Raw genomic sequence first — 26,166 nt, 5'->3', positions numbered from 1 at the left:
ATCCAATCGATATTTCTGATTTGTGAAATCATGCCGACTGATATCAAGAGTCTGGACCTGAATCTGCTCAAGGCCCTGGATGCGCTGCTGGACGAGCGCAGCGTGACGCGCGCTGCCGAGCGTCTGGCGCTGACCCAGCCGGCGGTCAGCGGCATGCTGACGCGGCTGCGCGAGAGCTTCGACGATCCCTTGTTCGTGCGCACGCAGCGCGGCATCGCCCCCACGCTGCGCGCGCTGGCACTGGCAGGGCCGCTCAAGGAGTTGCTGTGCAATGCCGAAGCGCTGTTGCGCCCCCAGGCCTTTGATCCGGCCACGGCGCATATGACGCTGCGCATTGCCGCCACGGATTACGCGCTGCAGGCGGTGGTGCTGCCGTTTCTGGCCGTGTTGCGCCAGCGCGCGCCCGGTCTGTGCGTGGCCGTGGTGCCGGCCCAGCATCTGCCGCTGCACGAGCGGCTGGAGCGCGGCGATATCGACCTGGCGCTGATCACGCCGGAGCGCACGGCCCCCGATCTGCATGCGCGCCGGCTGTTCGACGAACGCTATGTCTGCGTGATGCGCCAGGGCCATCCCGATGCGCGCCGGCGTGGCCTGTCACTGGAGCGCTTCTGCGCTCTGGATCATGCGCTGGTGTCCTATGACGGAGGCAGTTTTCATGGTGTGACGGACGAGGCGCTGGAGCGTCTGGGCCGCAAGCGGCGTGTGGCGCTGTCCGTGACCAGCTTTCTGGTGCTGCCCGAAATCCTGCGCAGCTGCGATCTGATTGCCGTCGTGCCCAGGCGGCTGGTCAAGCCCGACTCGGGGCTGGTGGTGCTGGAGCCGCCGCTGGAAATTCCGGGCTTTACCAAGACGGCCGCCTGGCATGCGCGCACCCATCGCTCTGCGGGGCACCAATGGGCACGGGAGCTGCTGTTCGAGCTGGCGCAGTCCGGCGGGCTGGACGTGGAATGAGCGCGGCCCGCAGAAACCGTGGCGGTCTCTGCGGGCCGAGGTGAGGGCAGATTCCTGCCGGGGCCTGGCATGGTGCCAAGCCATTCACATCATCAGTGGCCCGATGCGCCTGCGGCACCCAGACCGGTTTCCGAGCGCACTTGCTGCGCAGGGAACACGGCGCGCTCCTTGGCCGCCTGAGCGCTCTTGTCGAGCACGGAGAACAGCCACACGCCGAAGAAGCCGATTGCCATGGAGAACAGTGCAGGCGAGGCGTAGGGGAACCAGGCCGAGCCGGCGGGATGGCCCAGAGTCGCTTCCCACACCGAGGGCGAGACGATGGTCAGACCCACGGAGGAGACCAGGCCCATGAAGCCGCCGATGACGGCGCCCTTGGTGGTGCAGTTCTTCCACAGCACCGACAGCAGCAGCGGCGGGAAGTTGGCGGAAGCCGCCACGGCAAAGGCCAGCGAGACCATGAAGGCGATGTTCTGCTTCTCGAACACAATGCCCAGCAGCACGGCCACAAAGCCCAGGCACAGCGTGGTGATGCGCGAGACCTTGAGTTCGGAGGCGCTGTCGGCCTTGCCCTTCTTGATGACGGTGGCGTAGAGGTCGTGCGAGACGGCCGAGGCGCCGGACAGGGTCAGACCTGCGACCACGGCGAGAATCGTGGCAAAGGCCACGGCCGAGATGAAGCCGTAGAACACATCGCCGCCCACGGTCTTGGCCACCAGCACGGCCGCCATATTGGCCGTGCCTGCGCCGCCGTGGATCACGCCCTTGGCCGTGTCCGCCATTTCGGGGTTGGTGAGCACCAGGGTGATGGCGCCGAAGCCGATGATGAAGATCAGCACATAGAAGTAGCCGATCCAGGTCGTGGCCCAGAACACGCTCTTGCGTGCTTCCTTGGCGTCAGGCACGGTGAAGAAGCGCATCAGGATGTGGGGCAGGCCCAGCGTGCCGAACATCAGCGCCATGCCGAAGCTGATGGCGGAGATCGGGTCCTTGATGAAGCCGCCCGGTCCCATGATGGCCAGGCCGAGCTTTTCCGCCACGGATGGCTCTGCGCCGCCATTGGCGGCGATCTGGGTGCGCACCTTCACACCTTCGGCAAACAGTGCCTCGGGGCTGAAGCCGTACTTGGCCAGCACCATGAAGCCCATGAAGGTCACGCCGGCCAGCAGCAGGCAGGCCTTGATGATCTGCACCCAGGTGGTGGCCGTCATGCCGCCGAACAGCACATAGATCATCATCAGCGCGCCCACCAGTACCACCGCGATCCAGTAGTCCAGACCGAACAGCAGCTTGATGAGCTGGCCGGCGCCGACCATCTGGGCAATCAGATAGAAGGCCACCACGACCAGCGTGCCGCAGGAGGCAAAAATGCGGAACGGCGTCTGCGCAAAGCGGTAGCCGGCCACATCGGCAAAGGTGAAGCGGCCCAGATTGCGCAGGCGCTCGGCCAGCAGGAAGGTGAGCAGAGGCCAGCCGACCAGAAAGCCGATGGAGTAGATCAGGCCGTCATAGCCGCTGGCCATGACGGAGGCCGAGATGCCGAGGAAGGAGGCGGCGGACATATAGTCGCCCGCAATCGCCAGACCATTCTGAAAGCCGGTGATGCCGCCACCTGCGGTATAGAAATCGGAAGCCGACTTGGTGCGGCCCGCCGCCCATTTGGTGATCCACAGGGTTGCCACCACAAAGGCGGTGAACATGATGATGGCCGTCCAGTTGGTGGCCTGCTTGGCGGCGTTGCCGACGTCGCCGCCGGCGGCCAGCACGGGAGCTGTCGCGACCAGCGCCGCAGCGCCCGCCAGCCATTGGGAAGAGATGCGCTGCTTCATTGCTTGATGCCTTTGAGAATGTCGCGGGTGAGCTGATCAAACTCGTTGTTGGCGCGGCGCACATAGAGGCCGGTAATGATCACGGAAAAAATGATGACGCCCATGCCGATGGGAATGCCCAGCGTGGTCACTCCAGCGCCTATGGGCCGGGCCAGGAATTCCTTGTCGAATGCGATCAGCGCAACATAGCCGTAGTACACGATCAGCATCAGGGCGGTCAGCGCCAGGCCGAGGCGATTGCGCTTGCGGCGCAGCTGCTGGTAGGCGGGGTTGCTTTGGATTGTCTCTATCACCGGGTCTCGCACAGCGTTGTCTCCTTTGAAGTTTTCCAGCCTGCCATCAGGTGCTCGGTGGCTTGCTTGCGATGCATTCTGAGAAGCCCGTCTGACCGTCTCCTTACTTACGATATCGGTGTTTGCCCCTGGTTTTTCACATCAAAAAAAAACCAATCCGGGTAAGTGCGGAGAGGGTCGGGTAATGCCCAGTCTTGAATTTTTGAGAAGCATTTTTTTGTAAGTTAGCGGTCAGTTGTCGCTTTGATATTGGGCAAACAGGTGAGTTGGCAGCGCCTGAAATTCCAAAACCTAGGAGACAAACATGGCCATCAATGCGACAGCACATATGGGAGGTAAATCGGCCCCAAGGCCGATGAGCCCGGAAGAGCGCAAAGTCATCTTTGCGTCTTCCCTCGGAACCGTTTTCGAGTGGTACGACTTCTATCTGTACGGATCTCTGGCAGCCATCATCGCCAAGCAGTTCTTCAGCGGTCTGGATGCGGGATCGGCCTTCATCTTCGCGTTGCTGGCCTTTGCGGCAGGCTTCATCGTGCGCCCCTTCGGCGCGCTGGTGTTCGGTCGTCTGGGCGACATGATCGGGCGCAAGTACACCTTCCTGGTGACGATCCTGATCATGGGCCTGTCCACCTTCATCGTCGGCATCTTGCCCAACTACGCCAGCATTGGCGTGGCCGCCCCCGTCATCCTGATCGCGCTGCGCATGCTGCAAGGTCTGGCCCTGGGCGGTGAGTACGGCGGCGCTGCCACCTATGTGGCAGAGCATGCGCCGCATGGCAAGCGCGGTGCTTACACCTCGTGGATCCAGACCACGGCAACGCTGGGCCTGTTCCTGTCGCTGCTGGTGATTCTGGGTGTGCGTACCTCGATGGGCGAAGAGAAGTTTGCCGACTGGGGCTGGCGCATTCCCTTCCTGGTTTCCATTTTGCTGCTGGCCATCTCGGTCTGGATTCGCATGACGCTGTCCGAGTCTCCAGCCTTCCAGAAGATGAAGGCCGAGGGCAAGGTGTCCAAGGCGCCTCTGACTGAGTCGTTCGGTCAGTGGAAGAACCTCAAGATCGTGATTCTGGCGCTGGTCGGCCTGACTGCCGGCCAGGCTGTGGTCTGGTATACCGGCCAGTTCTATGCACTGTTCTTTTTGACGCAGCAGCTCAAGGTCGATGCCGTGACGGCCAATCTGATGATTGCCGCCGCACTGCTGATCGGCACGCCTTTCTTTGTGATCTTCGGCACGCTGTCCGACAAGATCGGCCGCAAGCCCATCATCATGCTGGGCTGCATTCTGGCCGTGTTGACCTACTTCCCGGTCTTCAAGGCGCTGACCGAAGCCGCCAACCCCGACCTGGCTGCGGCTCAAGCCAAGAACAAGGTGGTCATCGTGGCCGATCCTGCGGAGTGCTCCTTCCAGTTCAACCCCACAGGCACGACCAAGTTCACCAGCTCCTGCGACGTGGCCAAGCAGGTGCTGGCTGCGGGTTCCGTGAGCTATGAAACCGAAGAGGCGGCTGCAGGCACGCAGGCCATGATCCGTATCGGTGCGACCGAGATTCCTTCGTTCTCGCTCAAGGGCCTGAGCCCTGAAGACGCCAAGGCCAAGGACGGTGCGTTCAAGAAGACTGTGGCTGCAGAACTGGCCAAGGATGGCTATCCCACCAAGGCCGACCCCGCCAAGATGAACAAGGTCATGATGATCGTGATCCTGACCTATCTGGTGCTGCTGGTGACCATGGTCTACGGCCCCATCGCGGCCATGCTGGTGGAGCTGTTCCCGACACGCATCCGCTACACCTCGATGAGCTTGCCTTATCACATCGGCAACGGCTGGTTTGGCGGTCTGCTGCCCACCATGTCCTTCGCCATCGTGGCGCAGACCGGCAATATGTACAACGGTCTCTGGTACCCCATCATCATCGCTGGTGTGACGGCCGTGATCGGCACGCTGTTCGTGCCCGAAACCAAGGATCGCGACATCTACGCCGAAGACTGATGCCAGGCGCTGATGCTGCAATTTATGCAGCATCGCATCAAAGATCTGCAAGGCTTGTGCTTTGCAGGTCTTTTTTGTTTGCTTCAGCACTAGTGGGTTACAGCAGTGTGGCAACAAAGCATCATTGCGTTACTTTTTTGCGATGGAAATCATGCTTTTGAGAGGGGCCAACCTAGAATCACACCTAGCCGCGAGAGGGCCGACAACCTACAAGCCAATGCGGTGCAAAAAACACTATCCCAGGACATAGGAGCACTGAATGACCAAGATGACTCGCATCGCACTGGCCGCACTGGCTGTGATGGGCGCAACCACCGCAATGGCACAGAGCAGCGTGACGCTGTACGGCCGTATCAACACCACAGTCGAACGCCAGAAGGTGGGCGATGAGTCGGTGTCCGGCCTGTACAACAATGCTTCCCGCTGGGGCATTCGCGGTACCGAAGATCTGGGTGGCGGCCTGAAGGCTGGCTTCACCCTGGAGTCCGGCTTCAACTCCGACACCGGTACCGGTTCCGCCTGGACCCACTCCACCACAGGCATGTCCTTTGCGCGTCAGAGCGAAGTGAACCTGTCCGGCGGCTTCGGCATGATCCGTCTGGGCAACTTCGTTCCCGAGTCCTACTACGCAACTGCTGACTACATCAGCATGCACAACCACGACACCGGTTCTTCTTCCGATGCGCTGTACTACGATCCCGTCTGGTTCGGCGGTTTGAGCACCAAGAACAAGATCGGCTATCGCACCCCCAGCATGGGCGGCCTGACGGTGGATGCCTCCGTGTCTATGCACGAGAAGGATCCCACGGTCGGTCCTCGCAAGAACGGCTACGATCTGGCTGCCAACTACGCCACCGGTCCTCTGCACCTGGGTGCCGGTTTCAGCAAGGTGGGCGATAACTGGCAAGCCGCACTGCGCGGTCTGTACACATTTGGTCAGTTCACGGTTGGCGCCTACTACCAGCGCAATGACCAAGACCTGATCGGCACACGCAACAACTTCCGCCTGTCCGGTATGTACACCATGGGTGCTTCCGAGTTCCACGTGAACGTTGGTCACGCCAACAAGTGGAGCAAGGTTGCCGACTCCGCAGCTACCCAGTGGACTCTGGGCTACAACTACAACCTGAGCAAGCGCTCCAAGGTTTACGGTTACTACACCCGTGTGAACAACGACAGCGGTGCTGCATATAACGCACCAGCTGGCAAGGACTTCAGCTCCATCGCCGTGGGTATCCGCCACAACTTCTAATTTGTGCACCGCGCAAGCGGTGTCTCCAGCAGCTGCAGCTGATAATGCAGACCATTACTCCAAGTTCATACCCCATGTCGCAAGGCATGGGGTTTTTTCTTATGTGCAGCCTGTCTGGCAGTAAGCCACGCGCAAACTCGCTCAGGCTCAATGGTCGTGCTGACTGGCGTGGCACGAGTAGCTGCACCAGCTGCTTATTCATAACACTCTGGAGACTGATATGTGGAAGCTGGCGATTGGTTTTGTGGTGTTTGCTGCCGTGGCGCTGTTTGTCATCATGAAGGCGGGCGACAAGGTGGATATGAGTGGAGAAAAGCATGGTGCGGATGCGATTCATGCACCGGCAGAATCCAAATGAAGGCAGCAGCACTCGATCAAAGCCCCGCCAGCCGGGGCTTTTTTGCGCCGGCCCTGGCTGCACGCTGAAACGGTAATGCACATGCGCACCCAAGGCTCATGTCAGGACTGCCTAGAATGTTTGGCCTCCATAGAAAAGACCGCAGAACATGACGCAGGGCCTGATCCGTATCCGTGGTGCTCGCCAGCACAATCTTCGCAATCTGGACATCGATATCCGTACCGGTGAGCTGACCGTTGTCACCGGCCCCAGCGGCTCGGGCAAGTCCAGTCTGGTGTTCGACACGCTGTACGCCGAAGGTCAGCGCCGCTATGTCGAGACCTTCTCCGCCTATGCGCGCCAGTTCCTCGATCGCATGGACAAGCCGGCCGTGGACAAGGTCGAGGGTGTGCCGCCAGCGATTGCCATCGACCAGACCAATCCGGTGCGCAACTCGCGTTCCACCGTGGGCACGATGACGGAGATCAACGATCACCTCAAGCTGCTGTTTGCGCGCGCGGCCCAGTTGTTCGACAGCAGGACGGCCCTGCCGGTGCGCCACGATACGGCGGACAGCATTTATGCCGAATTGGCCCAGCGCTGCGAGGCCGCGGGCGACCCGCGCATTGCCATCACCTTCCCGGTGGAGCTGCCGGCCAATACCTCGGCCGAAGAGGTGGAGCAATGGCTGTCTGCCAGCGGTTTCACCAAGGTGCAGGCCGAGCGCGAAGTGGAGCGCGCTCACCCGGCAGCTGATGAGGTCGCCAAGGGCAAGAAAAAGGCCAAGCCAGCCCCCGAGAAGATCAAGGTGCTGGATGTGATTGCCGACCGCTTTCGCCTCGGCAAGGCCGAGCGGTCCCGCGCCATGGAGGCGATCGAGGTGGGCCTCAAGCGCGGCAGCGGCAGGCTCACGGTCTATGTGTTGCCCGAGAGCGGTGTCGAGGCGGCCGAGCCCGAGCTGTGGAAGTTCTCGCTGGGCCTGCATTGCCCCGAGAGCAATCTGACTTACCAGGAGCCGATTCCCTCGCTGTTCTCGTTCAACTCCGCGGTGGGTGCCTGCGATGCCTGCCGTGGTTTCGGCCGCGTCATCGGGGTCGACTGGGGACTGGTGATTCCCAATGAAAAGCTCACCTTGCGCACCGGTGTCATCAAGCCGATCCAGACGCCGGCCTGGAAGGAGATTCAGGATGACCTGATGCGCCATTCCGAGGCCGAGGGCATTCCACGCGATACGGCCTGGTCCAAGCTGACCCGGGAGCAGAAGGACTGGGTGATCGAGGGCTCGCCCAACTGGAACGGCAAGTGGAGCCAGACCTGGTATGGCATTCGCCGCTTCTTCGAGTATCTCGAAAGCAAGGCCTACAAGATGCATATCCGGGTGCTGCTGTCCAAGTACCGCAGCTATACCGAATGCCCGACATGCGGAGGTGCGCGTCTCAAGACCGAAAGCCTGCTCTGGCGCATAGGAGGCAAGCAGGCTGCGGATGCCGTGCTGCCGCCCGGCGACGACAGCGGCAGATACCAGCGCTTCATGCCGCAGGCGGTGGGCTGGAGCCGCGAGCAGCTCGACAGCCTGCCTGGCCTGTGTCTGCACGATCTGATGCGTCTGCCGATCACGCGCCTGCGTGACTTCTTTGCGCAGCTGGCGCCAGACAGCGATGCCGTCAAAAATGATGGCGAAGCCCAGGCATTGAAGATGCTGCATGCAGAAGTCATGACGCGGCTGCAGTATCTGTGCGATGTGGGCATAGGCTACCTCACGCTGGACCGCCAGAGCCGCACGTTGAGCGGTGGCGAGGTGCAGCGCATCAATCTGACCACCGCTTTGGGCACTTCGCTGGTCAATACCTTGTTCGTGCTCGACGAGCCATCGATAGGACTGCACCCGCGCGATATGGAACGCATCACCGAGGCCATGCAGCGCCTGCGCGATGCGGGCAATACGCTGGTTGTGGTGGAGCATGACCCGGCCGTGATGTTTGCCGCCGACCGCATGATCGACATGGGGCCGGGCCCTGGCGCACGCGGCGGCCAGATCGTGTTCGACGGCACACCCGAGGATCTGCGCAAGGCCGATACCCTCACTGGCGCCTATCTGGGTGGGCGCAAGCAGGTGGGCTTCGGTCTCAAGCGCATGGTGACCGAGAGCACGCCGCGCCTGATTCTCGAAGGCGCGCGCGAGCACAATCTGCGCGATATCAACGTGGACTTTCCGCTGCAGCGCCTGGTCACGATCACCGGCGTGTCGGGCTCGGGCAAATCCACGCTGATCCAGGATGTGCTGGTGCCGGCGCTGATGCGCCATTTCGGCAAGCCTACCGATGCGGCGGGTGCGTTCGAGCGCCTGCTGGGCGCGGACCATCTGGCCGATGTGATGTTCGTGGACCAGTCGCCCATCGGCAAGACGGCGCGCTCCAACCCGGTCAGCTATGTGGGCGCCTGGGATGCGATCCGCGAGCTGTTCGCCGTGGCGCCGCTGTCGCGCCAGCGCGGCTACACGGCTGCCAAGTTCAGCTTCAACAGCGGCGACGGCCGCTGCCCGACCTGCGGCGGCTCGGGCTTTGAGCATGTGGAGATGCAGTTCCTCTCGGACGTCTATCTGCGTTGTCCCGATTGCAACGGCACGCGTTATCGCCCCGAGATCCTCGAAGTGAAAATCGAGCGCAACGGCCAGCCGCTGAATGTGGCCGATGTGCTGGAGCTCACGGTGGCCGAAGCTGCGCTGCTGTTTGCGCAGGACCGCGATGTGATCCGTGCGCTGCAGCCCATCGTCGATGTGGGTCTGGAATATGTGAAGCTGGGTCAGCCCGTGCCCACGCTGTCGGGCGGCGAGGCCCAGCGCTTGAAACTGGCAGGCTTCCTCGCGGAAGCGGCTCGCGCGCAAAGCAAGTCCAAGCAGTCGCTGGCCAAGAAAGGCACGCTGTTCCTGTTCGACGAGCCCACGACCGGCCTGCATTTCGAAGATATCGCCAAGCTCATGCGCGCATTGCGCAAGCTGCTGGAAGCGGGCCACTCGCTGATCGTCATCGAGCACAATCTGGACGTGATTCGCGCCAGCGACTGGCTCATCGACCTGGGCCCCGAAGGCGGTGATGGCGGCGGTCTGATAGTGGCCCAGGGCACGCCTGAAGATGTGCGCCATGTGCAAGAGTCGCACACGGCCCAGGCCTTGCGTGAATACGACCTGGCCATGGGCGTGGGCGGCGAGGCGGTGCGCGAAGTTGCGCCCATGCTCTATAAACCAGAGCGCAAAGCCAAGGCTGCACAAGCACTGCATGCCAAGAATGCGATTGAAATCGTCAACGCCAAGGAGCACAACCTCAAGTCGCTGACGGTCGATGTGCCGCGCGGCAAGTTCAATGTGGTGACCGGGGTGTCGGGCTCGGGCAAATCCACGCTGGCTTTCGACATTCTGTTCAACGAAGGCCAGCGCCGCTATCTCGAATCGCTCAATGCCTATGCGCGCTCCATCGTGCAGCCTGCGGGTCGTCCCGAGGTCGATGCGGTCTATGGCATACCGCCCACGGTGGCCATCGAGCAGCGCCTGTCGCGCGGCGGTCGCAAGTCCACGGTGGGCACGACCACCGAGGTCTGGCACTTTCTGCGTCTGCTCTATGTGAAGCTGGGCGTGCAGCACTGCATACACGACGATGCCATCGTGCAGCCGCAGACCGAGGAAAGCATTGCCGCGCAGCTGATGACGAACTTCCGCGGTCAGACCATCGGTCTCTTGAGTCCGCTGGTCGTCAACCGCAAGGGCGTCTATACCGAGCTGGCCGACTGGGCCAGACCCAAGGGCTACACGCATCTGCGCGTGGACGGCGAGTTTCTGCCGACCACGGGCTTTCCGCGCATTGACCGTTTCAAGGAGCACACCATCGAGCTGCCCGTGGCCAGCGTGACGGTGACCGCGGCCAACGAGAAGGAGCTGCGCGGCCATTTGCGCCAGGCGCTGGAGATCGGCAAGGGCGTGCTGCATGTGCTCTCGGGCATCGAGAATCTGGCCGACGCCATGCAGGGCGGCCGGAGCACGGCCGGCATCGGTGCGCTGCAGGTGTTCTCCACCCAGCGCGCCTGCCCGGTCTGCGCCACCAGCTATGCCGAGCTGGACCCGCGTCTGTTCTCCTACAACAGCAAGCATGGCTGGTGTCCCGATTGCGTGGGCACGGGCGTGAAGCTGACCAAGGACCAGCGCAAGGTCTATGACGACACCTTGCTGGCCGACGACAACCGGGGCCGTGAGGTGAAGTTCGAGGGCCAGGAAGTGGAAGACCTGGCTGAAGTCGTTTGTCCCAAATGCCATGGCACACGTCTGAACCCTGTGGCGCGAGCCGTGAAGTTTCACGACGAGGCGATTACCGATATTGCCCAGTTGTCAGTCAGCGATGTGCGCCACTGGATACAGAGCCTGGAGCTTACGGGCCGCGAAGCCGATATTGCGCGCGATCTGATCCCCGAGATTCAAAGCCGTCTCGAATTCCTGGAAGAAGTCGGTCTCAACTATCTGACGCTGGACCGTGGCGCGCCCACGCTGAGCGGGGGCGAGGCCCAGCGCATCCGTCTGGCTGCGCAGCTGGGCAGCAATCTGCAAGGCGTCTGCTATGTGCTGGACGAACCCACCATCGGCCTGCATGCGCGCGACAACCAGATCCTGCTCAATGCCTTGCACAAGCTAGGCGACAAGGGCAACACACTGGTGGTGGTGGAGCACGACGAAGACACGATTCGCCGCGCCGACCATGTGATCGACATCGGCCCCAGCGCCGGCATTCGTGGCGGCCGTCTGGTGGCTGAGGGTACGGTGGATGACATCATGGCGGCCAAGGACTCGGTCACCGGGCGCTATCTGCTGCACGCCATGCGCCATCCCTTCAAGCCTCGTCTATGGGTGGGGGAGGGCGAGCCTCCGGAGCAGCCGGCTGCTATCAATGCAGAAGCTGCTGACGCTGGTGATATGGCGGCTCTAGATAAGAAACCATCCAAGACCAAGAAAAAGAAAGCGGTAGCTGCTACTGAAAATGTGGTGCAGCAAGACAGCGACGCCTTGCACTGGCTCACGGTGCTGGGCGCGAATCTGCACAATCTGCAGAGCGTGGACGCCCGCGTTCCGCTCAAGCGCCTGGTGGCCGTGACCGGAGTGTCCGGCTCGGGCAAGTCCACGCTGGCGCGCGATGTGCTGCTGAGCAATGTGGCGGCCTGGGTGCAGCAGCGCTCGACCAAGGCCGGCCGCGATGCCATGGATGCAGGCAAGTCGCCGGCGCTCGTGGGCTGCAAGGGACTCAAGGGTTTCGAGACCATCGATCGCGTGCTCGAAGTCGATCAGACCCCGATCGGCAAGACGCCGCGCTCCTGCCCGGCGACCTATATCGGCTTCTGGGACACGATTCGCAAGCTGTTTGCCGAGACCCTGGAGGCCAAGGCCCGCGGCTATGCGGCTGGCCGCTTCTCGTTCAACACCGGCGAAGGCCGTTGCCCGGCCTGCGAAGGCCAGGGCGTGCGCACCATCGAGATGAGCTTTCTGCCCGATGTGAAAGTGCCTTGCGAAGTCTGCCATGGTGCACGCTTCAACCCCGAGACGCTGGCCGTGAGCTGGCGCGGCAAGAGCATTGGCGATGTGCTGCAGATGGAGGTCGACGAGGCCGTGGAGTTCTTCGCCTCCATGCCTTCGATTGCCCATCCGCTGCAGCTGCTGAAAGACGTGGGCCTGGGCTATCTGACCCTGGGCCAGCCATCGCCCACGCTGTCGGGCGGCGAGGCCCAGCGCATCAAGCTAGTGACCGAGCTGACCAAGGTGCGCGACGATATCGGTCGGCGCGGGCAGAAGGCTCCGCACACGCTGTATGTGCTGGACGAGCCCACCGTGGGCCTGCACATGGCCGATGTGGACAAGCTCATCCATGTGCTGCACCGCCTCGTCGATGGTGGCCACAGCGTGGTGGTCATCGAGCATGACCTCGACGTGATTGCCGAGGCGGACTGGATCATCGATCTGGGCCCCGAAGGCGGCAAAGAGGGCGGACGCATCGTGGCCACGGGAACCCCCGAGGAGCTGGTGAAGATCGGCACCCATACCGGCAAGGCACTGGCGCCGGTGCTGGCGCGGTAAGAGGCGGCGCGCACCATGTCCTTCTCGCGCAGCAACTTTCCTGCACCGGCGGAGCTGGCGGCCTCGCGTATCGCGTGGATGGCGCAGATCGCGCGCCCACCGCTGCCGCCTGCGGTGCAGATCTGGATGACCTGGGCGCTTGGTTGGAGAGATGAGCTGCCGTGGTTGCAGCTTCCTGCATGGCGTGAAGGTGCGGGCAACTGGCTCGCGATGCAGCGCGCCACCGATACGGCAGGGCTGTGGTCTCAGACTGGTGAGTACCGCTTCGGTCTGGACCTCAAGGCCAGCACGCCCGGTGATCTGCGCTGGATCGATGGTGCGGTGGCGGATGGCTGGAGCCCGCACTGGCTGGTGCTGACCCATGGCCTGGATGGCGACCCGCTGATCGGTGACATGAGCCGGCCCGAAGTGCCTGTGCTGTGGAAGTGGCATGACGAGCCGCACCGCGCGGCCAGGCCATTGTTCGCCTCGCTCGAGGAGTTGATGGCGCATGTGCAGGCCAAGGCAGCCAAAGCGCCACTTGTGCCGCGTGAAACGCGCTCTTCCACCATCTTCTACACCGTGCGCCTGCTGGAGCTGGGGCCCGATCCGGCCAGGGTCATGCTGGCGCTCAGGAAAATTTTCACGACGCTGTCTGCGCAGGAGCTGCTGAAACTCAAGACCCGGCTGCCGCTGACGCTGCTCGACGATAGCGTCAGCGCTTTGCAAAAGGACCGCCTGGTGCAGCATTTCGGGGGGCTGGGCGCGCGCATGGAAGTGAGCGAACGTCGCTTGTAGCGCGCACGCAAGGGCGGCCGATACGGCGCATGCAGCGCGTCCTTCCAAAACACAACTCACCATCATCACACCTCACCCGCGCCATTTCTGCCAAGGCAGGTTCATGGTGTTCATGGGCAGCGGCACCGATTTTTGATCGAAAAAAAGGCCCGCGTGATGCACGCAGGCCTTGTGGTCCAGCACAGTCCGCTTTACTGGAAGCCCAGCGTGTGCGGCAGCCAGGTCGACAGCTCGGGGATGAATGTCAGTAGGCACAGCACGACGAAGTGGGCCAGCAGGAATAGCGGCATCTCGCGCGTCAGCTCGGTGATGGACACGCGCGTGGACACGGCGGTCACGAACAGCAGGCCGCCGACCGGAGGTGTGATCATGCCCAGCGTGAGGTTGACGATCACCACCATGGCGAAGTGCGTGGGATCGATGCCCAGGCTGAAGGCGATGGGCGCGAGAATGGGCACCAGAATCATCACGCCGGGCAGCGGCTCCATGAAGATGCCGAAGACCAGCAGCAGAATGTTCACGGCAATCAGGAACATGACGGGCGACAGCTCCCAGCTCACGATCAGCTCGGACAGATACTGCGGAATGCCTTCCACCGTGAGCACCCAGGCAAAGGCGGCCGAGGTTGCCATCACCAGCAGCACCGAGGCCGTGAGCATGGCCGAGCGCGCCAGGATGCCGGGCAGGGCCGACCACCTGAGCGTGCGGTAAACCCATTTGCCGCAGACCAGGGCATAGAACACGGCCACGACGGAGGCTTCCGTGGGCGTGAAGATGCCGAAGCGGATGCCGACCACGATGAGCACGATGAGCATCAGCGCGGGGATGGCCTTGAAGCTGGTGCTCCACATCTCGCGTGCCGAGGGGCGCGGCTCGGTGCTGCGGTAGTCGCGCTTCTTGCAGACCCACCAGTTGACTGCCGCCATGGCCAGCGCGATCAGAATGCCGGGAATGAAGCCGGCCATGAACAGGCCGCCCACGGACACGTTCTCATCCTGCAGCGCATAGATGATCATGCTCACCGATGGCGGAATGATGGGGCCGACGATGGCGGTGCTGGCCGTCAGGGCGGCCGCATAGGGGCGGCTGTAGCCGGCCTTGTCCATCATCTTGACCATCATGGAGCCGGGGCCGGCCGCATCGGCCAGGGCCGAGCCGGAGATGCCCGAGAACATGGTCAGCGAAAGCACATTGGCATAGCCCAGGCCGCCGCGCAGATGGCCGACGAACTGGGCGGCAAAGCGCAGCAGCACGGCCGTGAGCGCACCGCCCGACATCAGCTCTGCGGCCAGGATGAAGAAGGGCACGGCCATCAGCGGAAAGCTGTCGATGCCCGTGAACATTTCCTTGAAGACGATCAGCTGTGGATAACGTCCGCCGACAAAGACTGCCAGGGCGGCCGAGATGGCCAGCGCAAACGCCACCGGAAAGCCCAGCGTGAGCAGGACGATGATGGCAACAAATAAAGTGATACCCATGATGTTTCAGTCAATCAGAGATTCATGGCGCAGCGCATGAAACTGGCGCGCCCCAAGTGAGATACACCGAGCAAGGGCCTGTGCCGGCCGCGCCGCCCCACAGCGAGGCTGTCGTCCCCCTTCCAGGGGGAAGGCGCGCAGCGACTCAGGGGGTGTTTCATATAGACGCTGCAGCGTCCGCATCCATTTCATCGGACTCTGCGAAGCTGCCAGCGGTGATGTAGCCGCGTGCGATGAACAGCAGATGGATCAGCATCAGCACAAAGCCCACGGGCATGGCCGCATAGATATAGGAGATCGGGATGTCCGTGGCCGCCGTGGTCTGAAAGCGCGTGGCGTACACATACTGAGAGGAGGTAACGGTCATCACGGCAAAGAAGATCGCCAGAATGAGCACGACAAAGCCGCGCATGGCCTGTGCCTTGCGGGCGCTCACGCTGCGGTGCAGATTGTCGATGGCCACATGACCGCCAAAGCGCAGCACCAGGCCTGCGCCCAGGAAAGTGACCCAGATCATCATGTGGCGGGCCACTTCTTCGGCCCAGACGATGGAGTCGCCCGTGGTGTAGCGCAGCACCACGTTGGCAAAGACGATGCAGGCCATGGCCAGCAGCAGCAAGATCAGCAGCCAGCGATTGCCGGCCACGAGAATGCGTTCGATACGATCAAGCATAGGAGTGGGGGTGAGCAGGCGCAGCGGCACGGAATGCCGCAGGAGCTGGCTGCATCACAAAGTTGAGAGCTGCTTCATCATCGGCAGGAATTGGCGCAAGTCCATTCGTGCTGACCGCAGCCGGGCAAGGGCCTGCCTTGCCCAGGAGGGAGAAAAATGCATGGGCCGGCCTCAGCGGAGGCAGGCCCATGTTGGCAGTGCTTACTTGACGGCGGTGATGGAGTCCAGCGTCTTCTGGCCGAACTTCTTGGCGTATTCCTTGTACGCGGGCTCCAGCGCGGTGCGGAAGGCGGTCTGGTCGACCTTCTCCACGACCTTCATGCCGTTGGCCTTGGCTTCTTCCACGCCCTTCTTCTCCACGTTGTCCACAAAGGCGCGCGAAGCCAGTGCGCCCTTCTTGGCAGCTTCGGTGAAGGCGGTCTTCTGGGCGGCGTTCAGCGATCCCCAGAACGAGGGCGACACGATCAGGGCCATGGGGGCGTAGACGTGGGAGGTCAGGGTCAGGTGCTTTTGCACTTGCCACAGCTTGGCGGACACCAGCACGGAGATGGGGTTCTCCTGGCCGTCGATCGTGCCCTGCTGCAGCGCACCGATGACTTCGGGCCAGGACATGGGGGTGGGCGAGGCACCCAGGGTGCGGAAGGCCGTGATGTGCACGGGGTTCTCGGTCACGCGGATCTTCAGGCCCTTGAGGTCGGGCACGCCATTGACGGCATGCTTGTTGTTGCTCAGATGGCGAAAGCCCTGCTCGCCCCAGGCCAGCGCGATCAGACCGCGCTTCTGGAACTTGGCCAGCAGTTCCTGACCGAAGGCTCCGTCCATCACGGCACGTGCGTGCTGGGTGTCGCGGAACAGGAAGGGGATGTCCACCACGCCCACATCGGGCACGAAGTTGCTCAGCGCTCCCGTGGAGACGATGGCGGCTTCCACGGTGCCCAGCTGCAGGCCTTCGATCAGCTCACGCTCGCCGCCCAGGGCGGAGGCGGGGAACTGCTTGAACTTGTAGGCACCGTTGGTGCCTTTTTCCACGCCCTCGGCCCAGGCGTTGGCGGCAGCGCCGTAGTGGGAGTTGACGGCCAGCGCATAGCCGATCTTGACTTCCTTGCCCTGGGCAAATGCAGTGCCTGCGCTCAGGGCGGCTGTTGCTGCCACGGCCGTGGCGACGAAGGTGCGGCGAATCATGCGCATGGTGTTGGTCTCTCAGAAATGTTTTGAAATGAATCAAAAATTGTAGTGAGTGCCAACCGTGGGTTTTTACGCATCCGGGGGTCGTCTTGTACGGGTGGATGCATCGTGTTTGGCGATGGATTGGCGTCGAAAAAGGCCTCCGTGCCGGCAAGCACGGAGGCCTTTGAAAATGAGAGCTGCTTGCGCTTGTTGTCAAACGATTTCAGATTGTTTTGATATTGAAATCGTTAAACAAAGAGCGGTTGCAGCTACTATTTTTGCTGAGCCAGCAGCAGCTCTGCGAGCTGAACAAAGCCGTCGCCGCGCTCGGCCGTGGTCACATGGCGCGGCAGATGCCTGAGCTGGGGCACGAAGCGCGCGATATTGGCCACGCCTACGCTGTGGGGCATGTGCTCGAACATCTGCTGGTCGTTGGTCGAGTCGCCGATATACACCCAGCGCGCCAGCGTGGCGTCCAGATCGATGTCGAACAGCTCGCGTGTGATCCAGCGCGCGCCTTCGAGCTTGTTGTGCTCGCCGAACCAGCCGTTGATGTGGATGGAGCTGACGGTGGCATTCATGCCGGCCGCCTTCATGATGGCCACGCATTCATCGATCTGTGCCTGGGGCATGTTCGTGAATTCGCTGTGGTCCACGGCGATATCGCATTCGCGGCCGGCCGAGTCCGTGGCGCGTCTGGCGCCGGGCACGGTGGCCTCGATCTGCTCCAGCACCTGCTGCATGCGGGCAAAGTTGCGGGCGCGCTCGTCGGCAGATTGCTGGTAGAGCTTGTCCAGGCTGCCCTCGGCATTGCGGCGCAGGGCCACGGCACCGTTCTCGGCCACGATGGCATCCACGGGCCAGGCCGATGCAAACGGCACGCTCCAGCCCACGGGGCGGCCGGTGATGGGCACCACTTTCAGACCCGCATCCTTGAGGCGCGCAATCGCGGCCACCACATGCTCGGGCACCACGCCGTCGGTGGTCAGCGTGTCGTCGATATCGGTCAGCACGCCCAGCAGCTTGGCAGGTGTCCGCAGTTCAGACAAAGGGCGCAAAAATTCTTGGCTCACAACAAACTCTCTCGATGTTGATCCTCGCCTGAAGCTAGCGCGGTCCAACTCAGAGACATCGAGCAAGAGCCGCCTCGCAGCGAGGATGTCGTCCCCCTCCGGCGAAGCCAGAGAGGGGGAAGGCGCGAAGCGCCTCAGGGGGTGACCACGCTCAATTCGCCGAGCCCAGTGCCAGGCCCGCATGCTCGCGCAGCGGGTGGAAGTGGATCTTGGGGAAGCGCTCCTGCGCCAGGCGCACGTCATAGGGGCTGGTGCACAGATAGGCCAGGGTGTCGGCCGCATCATGCGCCAGACGCATGGGGTAGGCGTTCTCGAACTCGCGCAGCTCGGCGGGCGAGTCGGCCGTGATCCAGCGCGCCCCGGTGTACTGGCAGCCTTCCAGGCGCACGTCGCAGTCGTACTCGGTCTTGAGGCGGTGCTGCACCACTTCGAACTGCAGCTGACCCACGGCGCCCAGCAGCATATTGCCGCCGACATCGGGCTTGAAGACCTGGATCGCGCCTTCCTCGCCCAGCTGCATCAGGCCTTGCTGCAGCTGCTTGGTGCGCAGCGGGTTCTTGAGCACCACGGTCATGAACATTTCGGGTGCGAAGAAGGGCAGGCCGGTGAACTGCAGGCTGGGGCCGTCGGTGATGGAGTCGCCCAGCTGCACGCCGCCGTGAATCGTGAAGCCGATGATGTCGCCCGCATAGGCCTCGTCAACGGCCTCGCGGCGCTGGCTCATGAAGGTCACCACGGACGTGGGGCGCAGCTCCTTGCCGGTGCGCTGCACCTTCATCTTCATGCCGGGCGTGTACTTGCCGCTGGCCACGCGCACGAAGGCGATGCGGTCGCGGTGGTTGGCATCCATGTTCGCCTGCACCTTGAACACCACGCCTGCGAAGGTCTTGTCTTCAGGGTTAATGGTGACTTCTTCGCGCTGGCGGTTCACTTCGGTGAAGGCGACGCGCGGGCCGGGCGGGGGCGACATGTCGACCACGGCGTTCAGCACTTCCATCACACCGAAGTTGTTCACGCCGGAGCCGAAGAACACGGGGGTCAGCTTGCCTTCCAGAAACGCCTGGTGATCCCATTCGGCCGATGCGCCCTGGGCCAGTTCCATGCTCTCGATGGCATCGTCGTAGGCCTGGCCGAAGCGGGCACGCAGCCTGTCGACTTCCGTCAGCGGGATGACTTCGAAGTCTTCGGGGCGCTTCTCGCTGCCGGCGGCAAACACCGTCATGCTCTGTGTCTGCAGATTGATGATGCCGCCGAAGCTCTTGCCCTGGCCCACGGGCCAGGTGATGGGGCAGCAGGGCATGCCCAGCTCGCGCTCGACTTCGTCCATGATGTCCAGCGGGTCGCGCACTTCACGGTCGAACTTGTTGACGAAGGAGATGATGGGGGTGTTGCGCTGGCGGCAGACCTCGATCAGGCGGCGGGTCTGCGATTCCACGCCGTTGGCCGCGTCGATCACCATCAGCGCCGAGTCCACGGCCGTCAGCACGCGGTAGGTATCTTCCGAGAAGTCCTTGTGGCCGGGAGTGTCGAGCAGGTTGATCACATGGTCGCGGTAGCTCATCTGCATCACCGACGAGGCCACCGAGATGCCGCGCTGCTTTTCGATTTCCATCCAGTCGGAGGTGGCGTGGCGCGAAGCCTTGCGGCCCTTGACGGCGCCGGCAATCTGGATCGCGCCCGAGAACAGCAGCAGCTTTTCGGTCAGCGTGGTCTTACCCGCGTCCGGGTGGGAGATGATGGCGAACGTACGACGGCGCCGGGTTTCTGGGGCGTATGACACAGTATTGAGAGCTGTAAATACAGCCGGAGAAGGCCGGCTGTGACAACAAAAGGTGCGGCGGTCCGTTTGCCGCACCAGGCCCGCACCCATGCAGGGCAGACCTGTGAATAAGTCTTGAGGGCGCTTATTTTAACGGCAGGGCCAATTCATGGAGATGCTCCGGCAAATGCGGGGCGGGCGACGCCATTGCCCAAGGCCGCTGGCTCCGGCAACTGGCAGATGCGGAGCACAATAGCAGCCTAGTCTCCGGTCCTTATTTTTCCCTCATGAACAGCGCCCCGCAGGATGTGAACACCTCCTTACCCATCCAGCCTCCAGCCTCTGCCGCCCCGGTATGGATCAAGCGCGGCACGCCCGAGTACCGGCGGGTCAGCGTGGCGCTGTTCCTGGCGGGGTTTGCCACCTTCTCCCTGCTGTACTGCGTGCAGCCGCTGCTGCCCGAGCTGGCCCACAGCTTTGCCGTCAGTCCGGCCCAGAGCGCGCTGGCGCTGTCGGTATCCACGGCCTGTCTGGCCGGCTCCATCGTGCTGGCGGGGGCCTTGTCCGAAGGACTGGGGCGGCGCAAGCTGATGTTCATCTCCATGGCCCTGGCGGCGCTGTGCAATCTGCTGGCTTCGTTCATGCCGCAGTGGCATGCGCTGCTGGCCGCACGCGCGCTGGAAGGCTTGCTGCTGGGCGGCGTGCCTGCCGTGGCCATGGCCTATCTGTCCGAGGAGATCGACCCGCCCGGCCTGGGCTTTGCCATGGGCCTGTATGTGGGCGGCACGGCGCTGGGCGGCATGCTGGGCCGGGTCGGCATGAGCGCGATGACCGAGTTCTGGGGCTGGCGCCACGCCATGGCTGCGCTTTCGGTGCTTGACCTGCTGGCCGCCCTTGGCTTTGTCTGGCTGCTACCCAACTCGCGCAACTTCATCAAGAAGACCGGGCTGGGTGCCCAGTATCACCTGCAGGCCTGGGGCCGGCATCTGCGCCACCCGGGCCTGCCGCTGCTGTTCCTGATCGCCTTCGGCCTGATGGGCGTGTTTGTCAGCATCTACAACTATGCCGGCTTTCTGCTCAGCGCATCGCCCTATGGTCTGAGCCAGTTGCAGATCAGCCATATCTTCTATGCCTATCTGCTGGGCACGGCGGCGTCGCCGATTGCCGGGGGGCTGGCCGACAGGCTGGGCCGCGGCCCGGTGCTGGTCGCTGGCACTTTGCTGATGGCCGCCGGCGTGGTGCTGACCCTGTTGCAGCCGCTGGCCGTCATCGTGGCTGGCATCGTCCTGCTGACGGCAGGGTTCTTCATCGCGCATTCGGTGGCCAGCGGCTGGGTGGGGCGGCTGGCCACGCAGTCCAAGGGGCACGCATCATCGCTATACCTCTGGGGCTATTACATGGGCTCCAGCGTACTGGGGGCCGGGGCGGGCTGGTTCTGGTCGCGCTGGGGCTGGACGGGCGTCGGCTTCGTGGCCTTGGCTGTGCTGGCGCTGGTCATCGTGCTGGCCTTGCGCGTTCAGTGGCTGGCCGGGGTTGCGGCCGCGAATCGAGCCGCTTCTTGATGCCGTCTTGATATCGGCAAGGCCAATCTCTACCCGTTCTTGACGGGTGAATTCCTACAGTTCCTCCATCGCAATCAAGCCGCGTGAACGGCTTGTGGGAGGAATGAAATGACCATCACCTGGATTGAAGCCCTGGCCGCCCTGACGGCGCTGGGGCTGTTTGCCTATTTGGGCTATGCGCTGCTGCGCCCCGAGAAATTCTGAAGGGGCCGCCATGCAAGTGCTGCAAGACCTGATTTTTGTGAGCCTGACAGTGGTCTGCTTTGTCGGACTGCTGGGCTTTGTGCGCGCCCTGGCGCGTCTCTGAAAGGGGTGGATCATGTGGTTACCCTGGATGGAATTTGCCGCCGTGCTGACGGCGGCGACCTTGCTGACGATTCCCATGGGCCAATGGCTGGCACGCTGCTTTACCAGCGAGCGTCATGGCTGGCTGGAGCGCCTGAGCTACCGGGTCATGGGCGTGAACCCGCAGGAGCGCATGGGCTGGCAGCGCTATGGCGCCGCTATGGTGCTGAGCAATGCGCTGATGATGCTGCTGGGTTATCTGCTGCTGCGTCTGCAGGGCGCACTGCCGCTGAACCCGCTGGAGATCGCGGCGCAGGCGCCCGAACTGGCCTTCAACACCGCAGCCTCCTTCATCACCAATACCAACTGGCAGGCCTACTCGGGTGAGAACAGCCTGAGCAATGCGACGCAGATGGTGGTCATCACCTTTCTGATGTTTGCCGGTGCCACCACGGGTGTTGCTGCCGGTGCCGGCTTTGTGCGCGGCCTGGCGCGGTCAAGCGCACAGGATATTGGCAACTTCTGGGTCGACTTCGTGCGCGTGTTCTGGCGCGTGCTGCTGCCGCTGTCCTTCATCATGGCCCTGGTCTATGTCTGGCAGGGCATTCCGCAGACTATGCACACCGACGCGGTGGCGACGACGCTCGAAGGGGGCCGTCAGCAGCTGCTGATGGGGCCGGTGGCCAGCCTGGAAAGCATCAAGCATCTGGGCACGAATGGCGGTGGCTTCTTCGGCATGAATGCAGCCCACCCCTTCGAGAACCCGACGCCGCTGACCAACCTGCTGCACATCCTCTCGATGCTGCTGATCCCGGCCGGCATGACCTATGCCTTTGGCTCCATGCTGCTGCGGCGCAAGCAGGGCTGGGTGCTGTTTGCTGCCTGCATGGTGATGTTTGTCGGCTTTCTGAGCCTGGTTTTCGTGGCCGAGCAAAACGGCAGCCAGCTGCTGGCGCGCGCCGGAGCCGATCAGCAATACAGCCTGAGCCAGAGCGGCGGCAATATGGAGGGCAAGGAGCTGCGCTTCGGCATTGCCGATACAGCCTTGTTCGTGGCCACCACGACAGCGGCCACCACGGGCTCGGTCAATGCCATGCATGATTCGCTGACGCCGCTGGGCTCCATCACGCCGCTGGCGCAGATGATGCTCAACTGCGTCTTCGGCGGCGACGGCGTGGGACTGATCAACCTGATTCAGTACGCCATCCTCACGGTGTTTCTGGCCGGCATGATGATTGGGCGTACCCCTGAATTCCTGGGCAAGAAGATCGAGGTGCGCGAGATCAAGCTGGTCATGCTTGCGGTACTGGTGCCGCCGGCCTGCATTCTGGGCTTCACGGCGCTGGCCGCGCTCTGGCCGGATGCCGCAGCCAGTCTCAACAACCGCGGCCCGCATGGCTTCTCGGAGATTCTCTACGCCTATGCCTCGGCGACGGCCAACAACGGCTCGGCTTTTGCAGGGCTCAATGCCAACACGCCGTTCTTCAACACCACCACGGGCCTGGCCATGCTGGCGGGGCGCTTTCTGACGCTTGTGCCCATGCTGGCCGTGGCTGGCAGCCTGGCGGCCAAGGCCACCGTGCCTCCGGGTCCGGGCACTTTCCCCACGGCCACGCCGTTGTTCATGGGCCTGCTGGTGTTTGTGGTGCTGGTGGTGGGTGGGTTGACCTTTTTGCCGGCGATGGCTCTGGGGCCCGTGATCGAGCACCTGCAAATGCTGGTGGGTCAGCTCTACGCCTGACGCCTTCTTCCAATTGATGCCAATGGTCTGCAGTCCATGCACGGCTGCAGACCAGGGAGCAAATCATGAAAACATCGACTCAAACTCTTTGCGCTTCAGTGCTGCCAAGCCATGCACAAGCGCAGCCCGAGGCGCAATCCGCCTCCTGGCCACATCTGCTGGGCTCCAGCGTGCGCGCCGCCCTGCTGGTGATGGCGGTCTCCGGCATTGCCTATCCCTTGCTGACCACGGGTGTGGCGCAGGCACTGTTCCCGCATGCAGCCAATGGCAGCCTGATCGAACGCCAGGGCCGGATCGTGGGCTCGGCCCTGATCGGTCAGCAATTCACCGGGCCGCAGTACTTCCATGGCCGTCCCAGCGCCACAGTCGCTCCCGATCCGAGTCAGGAGGGGGCAAACATTGCGGCTCCCTACAACGCCGGCCTGTCCGGTGCCAGCAACCAGGGGGCCACGCACAAGGACTTGTCCGAAGCCGTGGCGCAGCGTGTCGCACAGTACCGCGCCGATAACGGTCTGGCCGCAGACCTGGCGGTGCCGGTGGATGCGGTCACTGCGTCGGCATCGGGCCTGGACCCGCATATCTCTATGGCCAATGCACTGCTGCAACTGCCGCGTGTGGCGAGGGCGCGAGGGCTCTCGCCAGACCAGGTGCAGCCATTGCTGGCGCAGAAAACAGAGCAGCGCACGCTGGGCTTGCTGGGCGAGCCGCGCGTGAATGTGCTGCAGCTCAATCTGGCGCTGGACGCCTTGCAGCCCGCCACCAGCGCAGTGAAGGAGTAAGCCATGAGCACCAAGAAAATGACGGCAGGTCGCAGCCTGCTTGATGCCAAGCTGGCGAAATCGGCTCTGTGGGATGCGGTGCGCAAACTCTCGCCGCGTACGCAGTGGGCCAACCCTGTGATGTTTGTGGTGTATCTGGGTGCGATTCTGAGCACTCTGTTGTGGTGGCAGAGCCTGATGGAGCCGGGCAGCGAGAACAGCGGCTTTGTCCTGGCGATTGCGCTGTGGCTGTGGTTCACCGTGCTGTTTGCCAACTTTGCCGAAGCATTGGCCGAGGGCCGCAGCCGCGCCCAGGCCGCCAGCCTGCGTGGCATGAAGCGCGATACGGTGGCCAAGCTGCTGCAGCAACCGCATTTCGGCAGCTCATGGATTCCCATGCGCGCCAGCGAACTGCGCAAGGGCGTGGTCATCTTCGTGGAAGCCGGCGACACGATTGCGCTTGACGGCACGGTGATAGAAGGCGTTGCTTCGGTGGACGAAAGCGCGATCACCGGCGAATCAGCACCCGTGATCCGCGAGGCCGGAGGCGACTTCTCGTCGGTGACCGGCGGCACGCGCGTGCTGTCGGACTGGCTGGTGGTGGAAGTCACGGTCAATCCTGGCGAGTCGTTTCTGGATCGCATGATCTCCATGGTCGAATCGGCCAAGCGCCAGAAGACACCCAATGAGCTGGCGTTGACGATTTTGCTCGTGGGGCTGACGCTGGTCTTTTTGCTGGTCATCGTCACGCTGTGGCCCTTCTCGGCCTTTGCGGTGTCACAGGCCGGAACGGGCTCGGTGGTCGGTATTGCCGTGCTGATTGCGCTGCTGGTCTGCCTGATTCCGACCACGATTGGCGGCCTGCTGTCGGCCATCGGTGTGGCCGGCATGAGCCGCATGATGCAGGCCAATGTCATTGCGACTTCGGGCCGGGCCGTTGAGGCTGCCGGCGATGTGGACGTGCTGCTGCTGGACAAGACCGGCACCATTACCCTGGGCAACCGCCAGGCCTGCGAGTTTCTGCCGGCCCCCGGAACGAGCGCCGCGCAGCTGGCCGAAGCCGCACAGCTCTCGTCTCTGGCAGATGAAACACCTGAAGGCCGCAGCGTGGTGGCTCTGGCCAAGGAGCGCCATGGCCTGCCCGATCGCAGCAGTGCGGATTTTCCGGGCGAGTTCGTACCCTTTACCGCTCAGACGCGTATGAGCGGGGTGGATCTGCAGAGCCCGCAAGGCTTGCGCAGCTTGCGCAAGGGCGCCGCCGATGCCGTGCGCCGACATGTCGAGGCGCTGGGAGGCAGCTTCCCGGCTCAGGTACAACTGTCCGTGGACAACGTCTCGCGCAAGGGCAGCACGCCTTTGGTGGTGGCCGATGGCGCCAAGGTTCTGGGTGTGATCGAACTCAAGGACATCGTCAAGCCGGGCATGCGCGAGCGCTTTGCCGAGCTGCGCCGCATGGGCATAAAGACGGTGATGGTGACGGGCGACAACCCGCTGACGGCTGCCGCCATTGCCGCAGAGGCAGGGGTGGATGATTACCTGGCCGAAGCCAGGCCCGAAGACAAGCTGCAGCTGATCCGCTCGCACCAGGCGGCGGGCCGCCTGGTGGCCATGACGGGGGACGGCACCAACGATGCTCCGGCCCTGGCTCAGGCCGATGTGGCCGTGGCCATGAACAGCGGCACCCAGGCTGCCAAAGAGGCCGGCAATATGGTGGACCTGGACTCCAACCCCACCAAGCTGATCGAGGTGGTGGAAACCGGCAAGCAGATGCTGATGACGCGCGGTGCGTTGACCACCTTCAGCATTGCCAATGATGTGGCCAAGTATTTCGCCATCATTCCTGCCGCCTTTGTGGGCACTTATCCGCAACTGGCCTCGCTCAACGTGATGCAGCTGCACAGCGCCGATTCCGCCATCCTGAGCGCCGTGATCTTCAACGCACTGATCATCATCGCCCTGGTGCCGCTGGCCTTGCGTGGCGTGCAGTATCGCGCCGTGGGTGCGGCCCTGCTGCTGCGCCGAAACCTGCTGATCTACGGCCTGGGCGGGCTGATCGTGCCGTTTGTTGGCATCAAGCTCATCGACATGCTGCTGGCCGTTCTGGGCCTCGTCTAAGTCATATCCAGGCCTTGCTTTCTCGT

General features: G+C 63.0%; 18 protein-coding genes. 11 read left to right on the top strand and 7 right to left on the bottom strand.

Going from position 1 to position 26,166, the window contains the following annotated elements:
• Positions 1-30 precede the first annotated feature (30 nt).
• The gene (locus AAIL66_RS14015; protein WP_034357155.1) at positions 31-951 is read left to right on the top strand and encodes a LysR family transcriptional regulator; all 921 of its coding nucleotides are present in this window, start codon (positions 31-33) and stop codon (positions 949-951) included.
• A gap of 92 nt (positions 952-1,043) precedes the next feature.
• Here AAIL66_RS14015 and AAIL66_RS14010 read toward each other — a convergent pair whose 3' ends face one another.
• Both AAIL66_RS14010 and AAIL66_RS14005 read right to left on the bottom strand, forming a co-directional pair.
• The gene (locus AAIL66_RS14010; RefSeq protein WP_034379215.1) at positions 1,044-2,777 is read right to left on the bottom strand and encodes a cation acetate symporter; all 1,734 of its coding nucleotides are present in this window, start codon (positions 2,775-2,777) and stop codon (positions 1,044-1,046) included.
• Complete coding sequence (locus tag AAIL66_RS14005) at positions 2,774-3,082, bottom strand: DUF485 domain-containing protein (protein WP_343496981.1); 309 nt, start codon at positions 3,080-3,082, stop codon at positions 2,774-2,776. The genes AAIL66_RS14010 and AAIL66_RS14005 overlap by 4 nt, the downstream gene beginning before the upstream one ends.
• A 292-nt stretch (positions 3,083-3,374) precedes the next feature.
• Here AAIL66_RS14005 and AAIL66_RS14000 point away from each other — a divergent pair, with 292 nt between their 5' ends.
• From AAIL66_RS14000 to AAIL66_RS13980, 5 genes are all read left to right on the top strand, one after another.
• Complete coding sequence (locus tag AAIL66_RS14000) at positions 3,375-5,057, top strand: MFS transporter (RefSeq protein ID WP_034405909.1); 1,683 nt, start codon at positions 3,375-3,377, stop codon at positions 5,055-5,057.
• A gap of 259 nt (positions 5,058-5,316) precedes the next feature.
• A complete protein-coding gene (locus tag AAIL66_RS13995) occupies positions 5,317-6,309 on the top strand; it encodes a porin (protein WP_034357162.1) in 993 nt (330 codons plus the stop codon).
• 220 nt (positions 6,310-6,529) lie between these two features.
• Positions 6,530-6,667 carry a hypothetical protein gene (locus AAIL66_RS13990; RefSeq protein WP_003059044.1) on the top strand — a complete coding sequence of 46 codons (138 nt, stop codon included), beginning with the start codon at positions 6,530-6,532 and terminating at the stop codon, positions 6,665-6,667.
• Between the two features lie 148 nt (positions 6,668-6,815).
• Positions 6,816-12,752 (top strand): excinuclease ABC subunit UvrA, encoded by a 5,937-nt coding sequence (uvrA, locus tag AAIL66_RS13985; RefSeq protein ID WP_343496980.1) that lies wholly within the window; start codon positions 6,816-6,818, stop codon positions 12,750-12,752.
• A gap of 15 nt (positions 12,753-12,767) precedes the next feature.
• Positions 12,768-13,529 carry a hypothetical protein gene (locus AAIL66_RS13980; protein ID WP_343496979.1) on the top strand — a complete coding sequence of 254 codons (762 nt, stop codon included), beginning with the start codon at positions 12,768-12,770 and terminating at the stop codon, positions 13,527-13,529.
• Positions 13,530-13,720: 191 nt separating this feature from the next.
• Here the strand turns inward: AAIL66_RS13980 and AAIL66_RS13975 are convergent, their stop codons facing one another.
• The 5 genes from AAIL66_RS13975 to AAIL66_RS13955 form a co-directional block, all read right to left on the bottom strand.
• Entirely contained in the window at positions 13,721-15,007 is a 1,287-nt protein-coding gene (locus tag AAIL66_RS13975; protein ID WP_054074371.1) for a TRAP transporter large permease, read from the bottom strand.
• 157 nt (positions 15,008-15,164) lie between these two features.
• Positions 15,165-15,680, bottom strand: coding sequence for a TRAP transporter small permease (locus tag AAIL66_RS13970; protein WP_034357664.1), 516 nt, complete (start codon positions 15,678-15,680; stop codon positions 15,165-15,167).
• Positions 15,681-15,881: 201 nt separating this feature from the next.
• Positions 15,882-16,868 carry a TRAP transporter substrate-binding protein gene (locus AAIL66_RS13965; RefSeq protein ID WP_034357170.1) on the bottom strand — a complete coding sequence of 329 codons (987 nt, stop codon included), beginning with the start codon at positions 16,866-16,868 and terminating at the stop codon, positions 15,882-15,884.
• Between the two features lie 251 nt (positions 16,869-17,119).
• The gene (locus AAIL66_RS13960; RefSeq protein ID WP_343496978.1) at positions 17,120-17,920 is read right to left on the bottom strand and encodes an HAD-IIB family hydrolase; all 801 of its coding nucleotides are present in this window, start codon (positions 17,918-17,920) and stop codon (positions 17,120-17,122) included.
• A gap of 151 nt (positions 17,921-18,071) precedes the next feature.
• On the bottom strand, positions 18,072-19,700 hold the full coding sequence (locus AAIL66_RS13955) for a peptide chain release factor 3 (protein ID WP_034357174.1): 1,629 nt from the start codon (positions 19,698-19,700) through the stop codon (positions 18,072-18,074).
• A gap of 266 nt (positions 19,701-19,966) precedes the next feature.
• Here AAIL66_RS13955 and AAIL66_RS13950 point away from each other — a divergent pair, with 266 nt between their 5' ends.
• The 5 genes from AAIL66_RS13950 (at position 19,967) to kdpB (ending at position 26,140) form a co-directional block, all read left to right on the top strand.
• A complete protein-coding gene (locus AAIL66_RS13950) occupies positions 19,967-21,241 on the top strand; it encodes an MFS transporter (RefSeq protein WP_343496977.1) in 1,275 nt (424 codons plus the stop codon).
• 108 nt (positions 21,242-21,349) lie between these two features.
• Positions 21,350-21,445: a K(+)-transporting ATPase subunit F gene (gene kdpF / locus AAIL66_RS13945; RefSeq protein WP_003061706.1), complete on the top strand. Its 96-nt coding sequence runs from the start codon at positions 21,350-21,352 to the stop codon at positions 21,443-21,445.
• Positions 21,446-21,560: 115 nt separating this feature from the next.
• Complete coding sequence (gene kdpA / locus AAIL66_RS13940; protein ID WP_343496976.1) at positions 21,561-23,267, top strand: potassium-transporting ATPase subunit KdpA; 1,707 nt, start codon at positions 21,561-21,563, stop codon at positions 23,265-23,267.
• Between the two features lie 65 nt (positions 23,268-23,332).
• Positions 23,333-24,046, top strand: a complete 714-nt coding sequence (gene kdpC / locus AAIL66_RS13935; RefSeq protein ID WP_034405932.1) for a K(+)-transporting ATPase subunit C — start codon at positions 23,333-23,335, stop codon at positions 24,044-24,046.
• A gap of 3 nt (positions 24,047-24,049) precedes the next feature.
• Positions 24,050-26,140, top strand: coding sequence for a potassium-transporting ATPase subunit KdpB (gene kdpB / locus AAIL66_RS13930; protein WP_343496975.1), 2,091 nt, complete (start codon positions 24,050-24,052; stop codon positions 26,138-26,140).
• Positions 26,141-26,166 lie beyond the last annotated feature (26 nt).

Source organism: Comamonas sp. F1-6 (assembly GCF_039581415.1).
Taxonomy (GTDB): domain Bacteria; phylum Pseudomonadota; class Gammaproteobacteria; order Burkholderiales; family Burkholderiaceae_C; genus Comamonas; species Comamonas thiooxydans.
Note: the sequence above shows the minus strand (reverse complement) of the source record. Positions and strands in the feature narration are given on the sequence as shown.